Origin of the sequence: Corynebacterium sp. ACRQP (assembly GCF_022345915.1) — a bacterium.
GTDB lineage: Bacteria > Actinomycetota > Actinomycetes > Mycobacteriales > Mycobacteriaceae > Corynebacterium > Corynebacterium lehmanniae.
The window spans coordinates 13,031-25,754 of the sequence record NZ_JAKRMZ010000008.1 but is presented as its reverse complement, the minus strand read 5'-3'; the positions used below and the strand labels follow the sequence as shown (position 1 = coordinate 25,754).

At 65.1% G+C, this 12,724-nt stretch carries 15 protein-coding genes and 1 tRNA gene; 7 read left to right on the top strand and 9 right to left on the bottom strand.

What is annotated here, in order from left to right; genetic code table 11:
* Window positions 1-45: 45 nt before the first annotated feature.
* From MHY23_RS04575 to MHY23_RS04550, 6 genes are all read left to right on the top strand, one after another.
* Window positions 46-1,272: an alpha/beta fold hydrolase gene (locus tag MHY23_RS04575; RefSeq protein ID WP_239306580.1), complete on the top strand. Its 1,227-nt coding sequence runs from the start codon at window positions 46-48 to the stop codon at window positions 1,270-1,272.
* On the top strand, window positions 1,272-1,673 hold the full coding sequence (locus MHY23_RS04570) for a YchJ family protein (RefSeq protein WP_239306579.1): 402 nt from the start codon (window positions 1,272-1,274) through the stop codon (window positions 1,671-1,673). The genes MHY23_RS04575 and MHY23_RS04570 overlap by 1 nt, the downstream gene beginning before the upstream one ends.
* Window positions 1,674-1,771: 98 nt before the next feature.
* Window positions 1,772-1,845, top strand: a tRNA-Pro gene (locus tag MHY23_RS04565).
* 89 nt (window positions 1,846-1,934) lie between these two features.
* The gene (locus MHY23_RS04560) at window positions 1,935-2,183 is read left to right on the top strand and encodes a hypothetical protein (RefSeq protein WP_181888393.1); all 249 of its coding nucleotides are present in this window, start codon (window positions 1,935-1,937) and stop codon (window positions 2,181-2,183) included.
* Between the two features lie 155 nt (window positions 2,184-2,338).
* Window positions 2,339-2,635 (top strand): helix-turn-helix domain-containing protein, encoded by a 297-nt coding sequence (locus MHY23_RS04555; RefSeq protein WP_181888392.1) that lies wholly within the window; start codon window positions 2,339-2,341, stop codon window positions 2,633-2,635.
* Window positions 2,636-2,637: 2 nt separating this feature from the next.
* A complete protein-coding gene (locus MHY23_RS04550; RefSeq protein ID WP_239306578.1) occupies window positions 2,638-3,867 on the top strand; it encodes a type II toxin-antitoxin system HipA family toxin in 1,230 nt (409 codons plus the stop codon).
* Here the strand turns inward: MHY23_RS04550 and MHY23_RS04545 are convergent.
* From MHY23_RS04545 to MHY23_RS04530, 4 genes are read right to left on the bottom strand one after another with little or no spacing between them, the layout of a single operon-like run.
* Window positions 3,864-4,745 (bottom strand): 3-hydroxyacyl-CoA dehydrogenase, encoded by an 882-nt coding sequence (locus MHY23_RS04545; protein ID WP_070473805.1) that lies wholly within the window; start codon window positions 4,743-4,745, stop codon window positions 3,864-3,866. The two genes, MHY23_RS04550 and MHY23_RS04545, sit on opposite strands and share 4 nt — an antisense overlap.
* Window positions 4,746-4,800: 55 nt before the next feature.
* Window positions 4,801-5,337, bottom strand: coding sequence for a gamma carbonic anhydrase family protein (locus tag MHY23_RS04540; protein ID WP_070474044.1), 537 nt, complete (start codon window positions 5,335-5,337; stop codon window positions 4,801-4,803).
* Between the two features lie 43 nt (window positions 5,338-5,380).
* Window positions 5,381-6,346 (bottom strand): diacylglycerol kinase family protein, encoded by a 966-nt coding sequence (locus MHY23_RS04535; protein WP_239306577.1) that lies wholly within the window; start codon window positions 6,344-6,346, stop codon window positions 5,381-5,383.
* A gap of 48 nt (window positions 6,347-6,394) precedes the next feature.
* The gene (locus MHY23_RS04530; protein WP_239306576.1) at window positions 6,395-7,336 is read right to left on the bottom strand and encodes a PHB depolymerase family esterase; all 942 of its coding nucleotides are present in this window, start codon (window positions 7,334-7,336) and stop codon (window positions 6,395-6,397) included.
* A 20-nt stretch (window positions 7,337-7,356) separates the two neighbouring features.
* Here MHY23_RS04530 and MHY23_RS04525 point away from each other — a divergent pair, with 20 nt between their 5' ends.
* Window positions 7,357-8,139, top strand: a complete 783-nt coding sequence (locus tag MHY23_RS04525; protein WP_181888387.1) for a class I SAM-dependent methyltransferase — start codon at window positions 7,357-7,359, stop codon at window positions 8,137-8,139.
* On the opposite strand, the gene MHY23_RS04520 is transcribed toward MHY23_RS04525, so the two are convergent.
* The 5 genes from MHY23_RS04520 to scpB all read right to left on the bottom strand — a co-directional run bounded on the left by MHY23_RS04520 (window position 8,136) and on the right by scpB (window position 12,704).
* Window positions 8,136-8,849 (bottom strand): PHB depolymerase family esterase, encoded by a 714-nt coding sequence (locus tag MHY23_RS04520; RefSeq protein ID WP_181888386.1) that lies wholly within the window; start codon window positions 8,847-8,849, stop codon window positions 8,136-8,138. The two genes, MHY23_RS04525 and MHY23_RS04520, sit on opposite strands and share 4 nt — an antisense overlap.
* Window positions 8,850-8,854: 5 nt before the next feature.
* Window positions 8,855-10,399, bottom strand: coding sequence for a ribosome biogenesis GTPase Der (gene der / locus MHY23_RS04515; protein WP_239306622.1), 1,545 nt, complete (start codon window positions 10,397-10,399; stop codon window positions 8,855-8,857).
* A gap of 89 nt (window positions 10,400-10,488) precedes the next feature.
* On the bottom strand, window positions 10,489-11,190 hold the full coding sequence (cmk, locus tag MHY23_RS04510) for a (d)CMP kinase (protein ID WP_239306575.1): 702 nt from the start codon (window positions 11,188-11,190) through the stop codon (window positions 10,489-10,491).
* Entirely contained in the window at window positions 11,191-12,120 is a 930-nt protein-coding gene (locus MHY23_RS04505) for a pseudouridine synthase (RefSeq protein ID WP_239306574.1), read from the bottom strand.
* Between the two features lie 11 nt (window positions 12,121-12,131).
* Complete coding sequence (gene scpB / locus MHY23_RS04500) at window positions 12,132-12,704, bottom strand: SMC-Scp complex subunit ScpB (RefSeq protein ID WP_181888383.1); 573 nt, start codon at window positions 12,702-12,704, stop codon at window positions 12,132-12,134.
* Window positions 12,705-12,724: the final 20 nt, after the last annotated feature.

Sequence of the window (12,724 nt, the reverse complement as noted above, 5' to 3'; positions counted from 1 at the left end):
AACCGTTGCGTTGAACCGCCGAGCCGCAGGAGGACACGGCTACCCATGCTGTCTATGAACGTGAAAGTCCCGTCGTCGAAAGGCCACATGATGGCCGCGACCATCGACCGCCCCGACGGACCCGCGCAGGCCTACGCCATTTTCGCCCACTGCTTCGCCGGCTCCCGCCACACGCCCGGTGCCTCCCGCATTGCCAAGCGGCTAACTGAGCACGGCATTGCCACCCTGCGCTTCGACTTCCCCGGCCTGGGCCAGTCCGAGGGCGAGTTCAGGGACACTTCGTTTTCCGAGAACGTGGACGACATCGTCGCCGCCGCCCTGTGGCTGGAGGAGAACTACAAGGCCCCGCAGCTGCTCATGGGCCACTCCCTCGGCGGCGCCGCCACGCTGAAGGCCGCCACCCGCCCGGAGCTGAAGAAGATGATCAAGGCGGTGGCCACCGTCGGCGCGCCCTTCGACCCGGCGCACTCGGTGCTGCACTACGCCCACGCGATCGGCGAGGCGGATGCGAACGGCTCCGTCGGTGTGGTGCTCGGCGGCCGCGAGCTGACCATCTCGCGCGAGTTCCTCGAGGATCTCGCCGACACCAACCCGGAGGAGTACCTGCCCAAGCTGCGCAAGCCGCTGCTTGTCGTGCACTCGCCTATCGACGTCACCGTGGGCATCGACAACGCCCAGAACATCTTCTCCCTGGCGCGCTACCCCAAGTCCCTGATGGCGCTGGACAAGGCGGACCACCTGCTCACCCGCCAGGGCACCGCGCAGCGCGCCGCCGACATCATCGGCTCCTGGGCGCAGCAGTACATCCAGCCGCTGTTCGTCCCTGCGAAGACCACGGACACCAACGCCGTGTCCTACTCCGCGCGTGGCACGAAGTACGGCGACGTGGTGCGCACCTCCGACCGCGCGATCACCACCGACCGCTCCAAGAACACCGGCGGCAAGGGCCAGGGTGTCACCTCCACCGGCCTGTACATGTCCGCGCTCGCCGTCAGCTGCTCCCAGGCAGTGCGTGAGGCGGCCAAGGGCATGCAGCTTGACGACGTCCGCGTGGAAGTCAACCACAACGGCGACGGCACCTTTACCCGCCTGATCACCCTCTACGGCGACCTGACCGACGATGAGGTGGAGACCCTGCGCGCCGCCGGCGCCTCCTCCACCGTGGATGGGTACGTGGAAAAGGGCGAGATCGAAACAACTGCGGAGACCGCCTCGCTTGAGCGCCGCCGCCGTCAGAACAAGCTCCACCGCGCGGAGCGCCTGGGTAAGTGATGGCTGGCGCAACCGGTCTGTGGGCCGACGTGCGGGGCTTGTGCCCTTGCGGGCGGGGCTTGCCGTACGAGGCGTGCTGCGGACGCTACATCGACGGCGGTTCTGCAGCGCCCACCGCTGAAGCGCTGATGCGCTCGCGCTACACCGCTTACGTGCGCGGCGCGGGCTCCTACGTGGCATCGACTTGGGCGGATGAGACCCGGCCGGCGGATCTGTCCGTGGATCCCTCCGGCGAGCCGTTTTCCCAGCTCCAGGTGCTGGATACCGCCGGCGGCGGGCCTTTCGACGCCGAGGGCGTAGTCGAGTTCGCCGCCCACCACCCCGGCGGCGTCATGCGGGAACGCTCCCGCTTCGAGCGCCGCGCCGGTCGATGGGTCTACGTCGACGGCGTGGTCCGCTAAACCTAGGATGTCGGCAGTGACTGTCTGGTGACCTGCCGGTTTTTGGGTCCGTATGACAGTGCTGTAATATTTGCGCAGTTACCGATTAGGTAGCGGATCGGGCTGTGGCGCAGTTTGGTAGCGCACCACACTGGGGGTGTGGGGGTCGCAGGTTCAAATCCTGTCAGTCCGACAGAGTTTTCTTCTGGGGGTTCGGGGGTTTCTTTTTTCGCATTCGAGAAGCTGGCTCGTTCGACTAGATTCGATCTTGAAAGAGTTTCAATGGAGGTAAGTCGCTTGTTCGGGTTTGGGATAAAGAAATACAGCGAAGAATGGATTGAATCGCTCTCCGATGAGGATTGGAACGAAGAACGGGAAAAGGTTCGTGTTGACTACGAACGTGAGGATTGGCGCGAACTTCTAGACCGATTCGACGAAGTACACCACAAAAAGCATGACGACGGTAAGCCGTGGAACCCCCAAAACACACTGCGCATGGCTGGCATTTGCCTGACGATGACTGATTGCTGAACTCCCGCAGCCCAATTTGGATCAGCAATCGCGCAATTCTTCGTGAAATCGCGGAAACCTAGGTAGCTACTTTCGGAAAGAATTGGAGTCTCCCGCGTACCCGTGCTACCGCTTAGCCCCATCCATTAACTAATCAAATATGACAGAATATTGACATGGATACGTCAAAAGTGAGTAGCCGTCGGACCCCTCGTGCGGTCGAAGGTGGGCTTATCGAGATCGGCGACGATCTGCAGCGCTGGCGTCGCCTTAATCGCCTTACCATCGAGCAGGCCGCCTACCGCGCCGACGTGAGCGTGTCCACGTTGCGTCGCCTAGAGCAAGGCCACGGCGCGACGCTGGAAAACTTCCTCCGGGTATGCCGTGCGTTTCAACTGCTTGACCGGGTGAGAGACGCGGTTGATCCGATGGAACATGATCGCGGTCGGGCTTTGATTGAGCAGATGATTTAGCCATGGCACCCACGTCTATAGGCATCTGGACGGAGATCGAGGACCGCAAGATCTCCGTCGCAACCTATTTTCCGCATCAGCACGGTGGGACGCTCGAGTACGAAAAGGAGTGGATACAACATCCAGGCGCGTACGCGATCAGCCCCGCGCTTCCCCTTCACAGCGGAAAGCAACCTCTTCTCTCTGATCGCGGGCACCTGCCCACCGCGCTTTCCGATTCTGCTCCGGATCGCTGGGGGCGGATGCTCATTCAAAAACAGTTTGCGCGGCGGGGTGAACAGCCGACCGAGGTCGACTACCTTCTCGGTGTCGATGATCGCCTTCGCCTAGGAGCGTTGCGCTTCGAAGTGAACGGGGTGACCCAATCGCCGAGCAGCCGGGTGCCCAAACTTGTGAACCTCGCTGACATTGAGCGTGCCTCGCGCGCCGTTGAGGAAGGCGATGATGCAGTGGATGCCTTGAGACGCATCGCCGTTGCCGGATCCTCTCTGGGCGGCGCCCGCCCGAAAGCGACAGTCATTGATGACGAAGGCAAGCTGATGATGGCGAAATTCTCGTCATCCGCGGACACTATCGACGCGGTTGCCTGGGAAAAGGTTTGTTTGGATATCGCAGAACTTGCGGGCATCAACACACCGAGTTCGAGACTCTTGGAGATTAATGGGCGGTCCGTATTGCTACTGGAAAGGTTCGACCGGGCCTACGGCGAGGATGGAAGCGAAGCCCGTATCCCCTACATGTCCGCAATGACGCTGCTCAATCGCACGGACGGCGACCGTGCATCCATGGTCGAGATCGCTGAGGAGCTTCGGCTGCTGAGCATCAATGGCGATTCCGCGGCTGAGCTTTTCAGCAGGGCAGCGATCAACCTGCTGGTGGGCAATACCGATAACCATCTGCGAAACCACGGATTCATTCGCGTAGGTGGTGCGTGGCAGCTCTCACCTGTTTTCGATATCACGCCCGCCACCACCAAAACCAATTTTGCCACCTCAGTGGACGTTGTCGGCGACGATTCGGTAGACACGCTCATTGGCGCCGCGGGCTGGTTTGGTCTCAATGACGCTCAAGCCATCGAGCGACTCAGCCGCGCAGTCGACGCAGTGAAGCAATGGAAAGAGCTCGCACGCAGAAACCAAATCGCCGTCGCCGAGGACAAACAGGTTGCGCCTGGTTTTGACGGAGAGCATCTGCAGCGAGCTCAACAGCTTATCCGCGAGCGCCGCGCTTAGGACACGATCTTGCCGTTCGCGTCGTAGGTGTAGAAGCCCTGCCCAGCTTCCAGGCCGGTCCTACCTTCTGCGACCATCGGCTTCAGCGTCGTCTCAACGAAGTCCTTCTGCCACTGCGGGGCGTTGTCGTTGGACTCGATCACGGCGACCAAGGTGCGCACGCCGACGAGGTCCATGATCTCAATCGGCCCGCGCGGGGACCCGGTGGAGTTGCACCAGTCGCGGTCGATGTCGACGGGGTCAGCGATGTCGTGGTGCAGCAGGTACATGCCGGCACTGAGCAGCGGCACCAGCAGGGTGTTCAGCACGTAGCCGGGCTGCTCGCGCTTGAGCGGGACCGGCACCATGTTGATCTGCTCCGCAAACTCCACAAGCTGGTCCACATACTTCGGGTCAGTGCCCTCGTGCGGCATGATCTCGGCGGTGTTCTGGATCCAGATGTGGTTGGCAAAGTGCAGCGCCAAGAAGCGCTCCGGCGTGCCCGTCGCGTCTGCGAACTTGCTCGGCATGAGCGTGGAGGTGTTGGTGGCGAACACCGCGGTATCCGGGGCGTACTCCCCCACCTCAGCCCAGACCTTGCGCTTCAGCTCGAGGTTCTCCGGGATCGCCTCGATAACTAGGTCCGCGTTCGCTACCGCTTCTTTCAGGTCCGAAGTCTGCGTTAGGTTCGCGTGCGCTGCCGCGACGGTCTCGTCGTTGGCGGATTCGAGCTCCGTCTTCATCTGTTCGCCGATAGCGTCGAAACGCTTCTTGCCGGCCGCGAGGGCCTCCTCGTTGATGTCGTAGGACACAACCTTCTTACCCGCGAACGCGGAGCAAAAAGCGATCTGCGCGCCCAGGACACCTGCACCAAGTACTGTTACGTTATTGAATGTCATACTCGTCACATTACGCCTCATTGCGTGACTTTGACGACGATTTCACTGTGAACTTTTACGTGAGCGAGTCTCGCTCCACCGGCACCAAACCGGTCGCCGCCCGCCGGCCCAGCTCCACGTAGTACGCCGCGTGGCGCAACCTGGCCTCGAAGGTGTCCGGCTCGAGCGTGCGCTTCACTTTGGCGGGCACGCCGGCCGCCAGAGAGAACTCCGGCAGCTCTTGGCCTTCGAGCACCACTGCCCCGCCGCCGACGATGCTGCCTTTGCCCACGCGCGAGCGCGACAGCACGGTCGCGCTCATGCCGATCAGGCAGCCGGGCTCGATGTGGCAGCCGTGCACCATGGCCAGGTGGCCGATGGTGACGTCGTCTTCCAGCACGGTCTCCCCGTCCGTGTCCACGTGCAGCACGGAGCCGTCCTGGACGTTGACGCGGTTGCCGATTCGGATCGCGCCCACGTCGCCGCGGATGACCACGCCGGGCCAGATGTTCGCGTCTTCGCCGATGGTCACGTTGCCGATAATGGTGGCCTCGTCGGAGATAAACGCCGAGGGGTGGATCTGCGGGGTTGCGCCTTCAAAGCTGTAGATCATGGCCACCATTGTGCCTTCGCTGCTACTCGACGGCACGCGGCGCTCAGCACACCATCCGCAGGGTGCCCGGCATCACGTCGAAGGTCACGGCACTGACCGCGCCGGCGGCGTCGCCGTCGAGTTCAAGCTGCTCGGGCTCGGCGAACTCCAGGGTGATACGGCGTCCCTCGAGGTACTCCATGCTCGGCGGCAGGGACGCTGGCGGGCGCGGCTGCACCTCGCTCGGCAGCAGCGCGTTAATGCCGCCGCGCACGGTGTCCAGCGCGAGTTTGCCGCCGATGCCCGCCCAGTCGGTGACGTCCTCGGCGCGCAGCACCACGGCGTCGAGTACCCCGTCGTCAGGCTGCGCGTCCGGCAACAGCGGGATCCCGCCCACCAGGTCGCTGCAGTTGCCGACGATGCAGGTGTGCAACGAGGTGGCTACCGATGGGTCGCTATCAAGCGTGATGTCCACGTCCACGCTGTTGCCGCCGCCGAGCGATTGGAACACGGCCGGCACGTACGCGAGCGGCCCGACGGCGGCCTTGAGGCTCTCGCGGGTGCGGTGGATCATGCCGGCATCCACGCCGACGCCGGCCATGACCGCGAAGCCAGAGTGCTCGGTGCGGCCGTCGGGGTAGACCATCTCGGCGCGGCAGAGATCGATGAGCCGGTCGGTGCCCGCAAACGCACGGTGCACCGCCGATTCCAGCAACAGCGGCACGTCGAGGTTGCGCGCGAGCATGTTGCCGGTGCCCGCCGGCACAATCGCCATAGGTGTTTTGGAACCAGACACGGCAAGCGCGACCATGCGCACCGTGCCGTCGCCGCCGGCGGCGATGATCAAATCCGCGCCCTGCTCGAGTGCTCGGACAGCCTGGGAAAACCCGGGCCCCTCGGTGGTCGTTGCCGCCCACTCGATGTCCGCGCCCTCCCAGGCGTAGCGCTCCACGGCGCGGCGCAGGCGTTCCAGGTGGACTTTCACGGGGTTGTACACCACCGTCACCCGGGGACTAGACGCGACATTCACGCGCCTCATGGTAGCCGTGCCAGGCCCGTACCGCGTCGCACCGCGCGGCTAGGACATGCCCACGCCAAGGAACTCCAGCAGCGTGCGGGTGGCAAACCCTTTCGACACCAGGCCTGTGTTGTCGGAGGTGCCGCCGGGCCACACGTGCGGCCCGCCGTCGATCCGGTAGTGCGACAGCGCGGCGTCGCAGTCGTCCCAACTCAGCTTCGTCACCGTATGCGACAACTCGACGTCTTCCCTGCGTCCCGCGCAGTGGTTGCGCACCGCGGCTTCCTCGAGCATCTCGGGTGTGGAGTTGTACACCGTCTCGTGCCGCTCGCCGCCGTCGTAGGAGATGATCGGGTCAGCGGTGCCGTGGAAGTCGACGTGCTTCATGGGGATGCTGGAGCACCCTTCCGCGACGCGCTGGTAAAACGCGCCGGCCACCGTGGCCACACCGCTGAACTCCTGCGGGCGCTGGCAGCCCACAAACGCAGCGAACCCGCCACCGTTGGAAAACCCTGCGGCGAAGATCCGGGTGCGGTCGATGGAGTACTCGCCCTCGAGCTGTGAGAGCACGTCGTCCACGAACGCGAGATCCTGCTCCCCGGTCGTCTCCGCGTACGGGGCCGGCGCCCACGCTTCGCCGACACCGTCCATAAACGCCACAACGGCGTCCGCTTTGTCCAGCTGGGAGTGCTGCATGATCCGGTCCGCGTCCTCCTTATAGCCGTGGAACACCAGGATCAGCGGCAGCCGTTCGCGCTGCTTCGCGCCCCGCGGCACCGAAAGGATGTAGTCGCGCTTCAGCCCGGCCGAGGTCGTCTGCCTGCGTTCAATTGCTGGATCCGTCCACGGCTCCACCTCCCGGACAATGTCCTCGGGCGCATCCGGCTGCGTGGTGATCGCAGTGCGCAGCCGCGCCGCGTCACCCGCGCATCCTGCGACGGTGAAGCAGGTTACGGCTAAGCCAATGGCGGCCGCGGCGCGGATCACTGGGCGGTAAAACACGCAAGGTAGATTAGACCATCGTGCACGCGAGCGGAACACAGCCAGGACCCAGCAGGAAAGCGGGACCGAGGTTCAGAAACTCCGCGCACCGCAGCGGCGCGGCCGAGGCGTTCACCCGCGACGCAACCCGCTACGACGCCGCACGCCCCACCTACCCAGCCGCACTCGGAGAGCTCGTCGGCCCCGGCACCGTCTGCGACGTCGGTGCAGGCACCGGCAAGTTCACACAATTGCTTTGCGACGATTCACGATCCGTGTTCGCCTGCGACCCCAGCGACGACATGACCCGGGTCTTCCACACGGTGCTGCCCGCGGTACCCGTGTGGCGCGCCACCGCCGAAGCGACCGGACTCGCAGACGACTCCGTCGATGCGCTAACGTGCGCGCAAACCTGGCACTGGGTGGATGTGCACGCCGCAAGCCGAGAGGCGGACCGCGTGATCCGTCCCGGCGGCCGCCTCGTACTGTGCTGGAACACGCTAGCCGTGCGCCACCCCTGGGTATTGCGGCTCAGCCGCATCATGCACTCCGGCGACGTGCAGCGCGAGGGCTTCTACCCGGAGGTCGCCTCCCCCTGGCAGCTGGAAAACGAGCTGCGCCAGGAATGGTTGCACCCCATCGCCGTGGAAGACTGCTTCGAGCTCATGGCCACCCGCTCCTACTGGTTGAAAGCGAACCAGCGCACCCGCGCAAAGATGGAGGCTAACCTGACCTGGTACCTCTACGAGCGCCTCGGCTTCGACCGCGGCGACACCATCCCGCTGCCGTATCGCACCGACGCGTTCGTCTACCAGCGCGCCTAGCCGGCGCGGCTGTACTCGACCCCGAAGAATTCCAGGATCGCTTCAGTGGCGTCCACACCGCGCCGGGCAGCCCACGGGCCGGTGGGCCATTCGTGGCCCATGCCCTCCACCGCAATTAACTCGGCGCGGGCGCGGCCGCCGTTGCGCCGCTCAAACGCCGCCACCACCTCCGGTGCGCCATAAGTGGTGTCGTCTTCTGCTCCGCTGTACGGGGAGCGCTGCTCGCCGGCAAACGGCACCACGTCGTCGAATGTGCCGTGGATGTTCAGGTAATCCACCGGTCGTCGGGCGGCGGCGATCTCGTCCGGTGTTGCGCGCACCGCGGCGGCCACGGTGGCCACCCCTGCGAGCTCGAGGCCGGTCAGACTCAGGTGCACTGCCAGCCCACCGCCATTGGAAAAGCCGACCAGGTAGGTGTTGGTGGTGGCGAAGGTGGACCGGAGGTCGTCGAGAAGCGCACGCACAAACGCTTGATCCTCGTCGAAGGTGGTCCGCGCATACGGTGCGGGCGACCAGGCGAGGCCCGCACCCGTGGGTGCTGCGACGATGGCGCGCGCCCGGTGCAAGCCCGTGCCGGCGAGGAAATCGCGGCCGTTGTCGCCTTTACCGTGCAGCGCGACGATCACCGGCAGCGCGCCGGTGTGACCCGCGGGAACGCAGACGTGGTAGCTGCGCTCAACGCCGTCGACTTCCACCGTGCGCTGCCGCATAGGCCCTAGGCCTTCTTCCCGCGGCGCTCGCGCACGCGCACCGCGATGCGCACCGGGGTGCCGTGGTAGCCGAACTGCTCACGGAACTTTCGCTCTAGGTAGCGGCGGTAACCGGCGTCCAAGAACCCGGTGGTGAACAGCACGATTGTCGGCGGGCGGGTGCTGGCCATGGTGGCGAACAGTAGCTTGGGCAGGCGGTTGTTCTTCATCGGCGGCGGGTTCGCCGCGATCGCGTCGCGCAGCCAGTTGTTCAGCTGGCCGGTGGAGATGCGCTTGTCCCAGTTTTCCAGCGCCTCCTTCATCGCCGGCTCCAGGCGGTGCAGGCCGCGGCCGGTGTCGGCGGAGATGTTCAGCTTGGTCACCCACTTGAGCTGGCCCATCGTCTCGTCGAACTCGCGGTCGAAGTCGTAGCGGCGGTCCTCGTCCATGAGGTCCCACTTGTTAAAGCAGATGACCATGGCCTTGCCGGCCTCCAGCACCATGGAGATCACGCGCTGGTCCTGCTCGGAGATTTCCTCCGAGGCGTCGATGAGCACGACGCACACCTCGGCGGCCTCGATGGTGCCGCGGGTGCGAAGCGACGCGTAGTACTCGTGGCCTTGGGCGTTTTTCACCTTCTTGCGCAGGCCGGCGGTGTCGATGAAGGTCCACAAGTCCTCGTCCAGCTGCACGAGCTCGTCCACCGGGTCCACGGTGGTGCCGGCCACGTTGTCTACCACGGAGCGGTCGGACCTGGTCAGCTTGTTCAGTAGGCTGGACTTGCCCACGTTCGGCCGGCCCACCAGCGCCACGCGGCGCGGGCCGCCGGTAATGGATTCCTTCACGCGCGGCTCGTCCGGGAACAGGCGCAGGATCTCGTCGAGCACATCTGCGCCGCCGCGGCCGTGCAGCGCGGAGACCGGCCACGGGTCGCCCAAGCCGAGCGAGTAAAACTCGGCCACGTCGCCCCACTGGCTGTCGGACTCGAACTTGTTTGCCACCAGGATCACCGGCACTTCGGAGCGCTGCAGGTTGCGGGCCATCACCGCGTCCGTTTCAGTGATGGCGGTTTTCGAGTCCACCACCATGACGATGACGTCGGAGGTGGCCATCGCGGCCTCCGCCTGGCGGGCAATCGCGGCGTGGATGCCCTTCGCGTCCGGGTCCCAGCCGCCGGTGTCCTGCACCCAGAAGCGGCGCCCGCCCCAGTCGGTGATGTAGCTGACGCGGTCGCGTGTGACACCCGGGTGGTCCTCCACCACAGCCTCGCGGCGGCCGATGAAGCGGTTCACCAGCGAGGACTTGCCCACGTTCGGGCGGCCAACGATGGAGACCGTCGGCAGCGCTTCGGTGACCACGTCGGGCTGAGCGATGCCGTACTCGGCCTCGAGCTCTGCCCACTCATCCTCGGTCAGCTCGTCGTCGGAGTCGTAACCCTCGCCAAAGTCCGCTTCGCCGAACTCGGACTCGTCAATGCCGGCGTCCTCGAAGCCCTGCAGGTCCTCTTCAGCGTTGAAGTCCTTGTTCTCGTAGTACTCGGCGCTGTCGGCGCCAACCACGTACGCATCCATGTCCGTGTAGCCGGAACGGTCGATGCCGGGCTGGATGAACTGGGTTTCCGGCTCGAGGTGCTCGCCGTTGGAGTTGCTGTTGCGCTCGCTCATCGTGCGCTCCTCTCCACGACCTCAGTCAGTGCCGCCAGAACCTCGTCCGGCGTCATCTCGGAGGTGTCCACCAGCACCGCGTCATCGGCGGGCTTGAGCGGGCTGGTCGCGCGGGAGGAATCAGCCTGGTCGCGGCGCTGCACGTCCGCAAGCACCGCGTCATAGTCCGCCTCGCGCCCCGCCGCGATGTCCTGGTCGTAACGGCGCTTCGCGCGCACCTCGGCGCTCGCGGTCATGAACACCTTCGCGGGAGCGTCCGGCAGCACGACCGTGCCGATGTCGCGGCCTTCCACGATCGCGCGGCCAGCCTCGCGGGCCAGTTTGCGCTGCAGCTCCACCAGGTTCACGCGCACCTCGGGGATGGCGGAGACGGCTGAGACGTGCTTGGTCACCTCGGCGCCGCGGATTTCTCCCTTGACGTCCTCGCCGGCAAACAGCACCTCGGTGGAATCCGGGTCGTCGGAGACCTGCAGCGGCAGGTCCGCGGTCGCCTCAATCACCTTCGCCGTGTCCGCCGGGTCCACGCCCGCGCGCAGCACAGCCAGGGTGGCCACGCGGTACATCGCGCCGGTGTCCACGTATTTCGCGTCCAGGCGCTTCGCCAGCGCGCGGCACATGGTGGATTTGCCGGTGCCCGAAGGCCCGTCCACAGCCGCAATGAGCCCGCCGTTTTCCATGTTGGAAAGTGTGTCAGCCATTTACATCCCCACCGCCTTGTACAGCGATGCCAGCTCAGAGGAATTCAGCGCGCGCATGGAGCCCGGCTTCATGTCGCCGAGCTGCACCGTGTGGAACTTCGTGCGCACCAGGCGCTGCACCGGGTATCCGGCCTGCTTCAGCATGCGGCGGACGATGTGTTTGCGTCCCTCGTGCAGCTCCACGCGGATGATGGACTGGCCGTTATGCACGTCCACCACCTGCGCGTAATCCACCTTCGCGGGGCCGTCGTCAAGCTCGATGCCCTCTTTGAGCTGCTTGACCACCGCGTTGTTCGCCTCGCCGAGCACCGTGGCCAAGTAGGTCTTGGCCACCTCGTACTTCGGGTGGGTCAGGCGGTTGGCCATCTCGCCGTCGTTGGTGAGCAGCAGCAGCCCCTCGGTGTCTGCATCCAGGCGGCCAACGTGGAACAGGCGCTGGCCAGACGCGGTGCGCTCGGCCAGGTAAGAGCCCACGGAGACGCGGTCCATCTCGTCCTTCATGGTCGAGTGCACGCCGCGCGGCTTGTTGAAGACGAAGTACTCGTGCTCCTCGTTGACGTTGATGCGTGCGCCGTCGACGCGGATGATGTCCACGTTCGGGTTCACTCGCATCCCCTGGCGCGTCACGATCTCACCGTTGACCTCGACGCGGCCCTGCTCGATCATCGCCTCCGCGTGACGACGGGAAGCAACACCCGCCTGCGCGAGCACCTTTTGCAAGCGGACACCCTCGGCCGCCGCTTTCGCTGCGGCCGGGTCTTCGTCCCACCAGTTATCATCCAGAGGGTTCGGTTGGTTCTTCGCGGCGTTCTGGCGCCTCTTATCTAGGCGGACATGCTGTTTCTTAGCCGGCTTGGCGTAGGAGATGTAGAACGTATCGTCCTTCCCACGCTTTTCCGGTGTGCCATCTCGGCGAGCGGGTGGTGTCATGCCCCGGGAGTTTACCAGGCATCCTCGATGGAATCGATGTCCGGAAGCAGCGGCGCAAGCTCCGGTAGCCGCTCGAGAGAATCGATGCCGAGTAGCTCCAAGAACAACTCGGTGGTGACGTAGCGGTGCGCGCCGTGATCCGGGACTTCTTCCCCGGCCTCCCCCGGGTCCACCTCCGCGATGAGACCGCGAAGCGCGAGCGTGCGCATCACGCCGTCCACGTTGACCCCGCGCACGCCAGCGACCTGCGCGCGGGTGACCGGCTGGCGGTAGGCCACCACCGCAAGGGTTTCCATCGCCGCGCGCGACAACTTCTTTTGCGTGCCGTCCAGCAGGAAAGCCTCCACCGCGTCGGCGTTGTCGGTGCGGGTGTAGAAACGCCAGCCCTCCGCCGTCTCACGCAGGTCGATGCCGGAGCCGCGCTCATCCAGCTCGCGGGCAAACTCGCGCAACTGGTCGGACACCTCTTCGTCGGTGGCGCCGAGCGCACTTGCCAGCTCCTCCACCGCGACGGGTGCGTCGATGACCAGCAGCACCGACTCGATGCGTGAACGCAGCTGGGAAACCATGGGCAAGCTATCCATGCTTCGGCAGTGTATCGGTC

Bases quoted from the DNA above. Each gene is read 5' to 3' on its own strand.
- MHY23_RS04575 (WP_239306580.1), top strand. From the start codon at position 46: ATGCTGTCTATGAACGTGAAAGTCCCGTCGTCGAAAGGCCACATGATG.
- MHY23_RS04570 (WP_239306579.1), top strand. From the start codon at position 1,272: ATGGCTGGCGCAACCGGTCTGTGGGCCGACGTGCGGGGCTTGTGCCCT.
- MHY23_RS04560 (WP_181888393.1), top strand. From the start codon at position 1,935: ATGGAGGTAAGTCGCTTGTTCGGGTTTGGGATAAAGAAATACAGCGAA.
- MHY23_RS04555 (WP_181888392.1), top strand. From the start codon at position 2,339: ATGGATACGTCAAAAGTGAGTAGCCGTCGGACCCCTCGTGCGGTCGAA.
- MHY23_RS04550 (WP_239306578.1), top strand. From the start codon at position 2,638: ATGGCACCCACGTCTATAGGCATCTGGACGGAGATCGAGGACCGCAAG.
- MHY23_RS04545 (WP_070473805.1), bottom strand. From the start codon at position 4,745: ATGACATTCAATAACGTAACAGTACTTGGTGCAGGTGTCCTGGGCGCG.
- MHY23_RS04540 (WP_070474044.1), bottom strand. From the start codon at position 5,337: ATGATCTACAGCTTTGAAGGCGCAACCCCGCAGATCCACCCCTCGGCG.
- MHY23_RS04520 (WP_181888386.1), bottom strand. From the start codon at position 8,849: ATGCGGCAGCGCACGGTGGAAGTCGACGGCGTTGAGCGCAGCTACCAC.
- der (WP_239306622.1), bottom strand. From the start codon at position 10,399: ATGGATGCGTACGTGGTTGGCGCCGACAGCGCCGAGTACTACGAGAAC.
- cmk (WP_239306575.1), bottom strand. From the start codon at position 11,190: ATGGCTGACACACTTTCCAACATGGAAAACGGCGGGCTCATTGCGGCT.
- MHY23_RS04505 (WP_239306574.1), bottom strand. From the start codon at position 12,120: ATGACACCACCCGCTCGCCGAGATGGCACACCGGAAAAGCGTGGGAAG.
- scpB (WP_181888383.1), bottom strand. From the start codon at position 12,704: ATGGATAGCTTGCCCATGGTTTCCCAGCTGCGTTCACGCATCGAGTCG.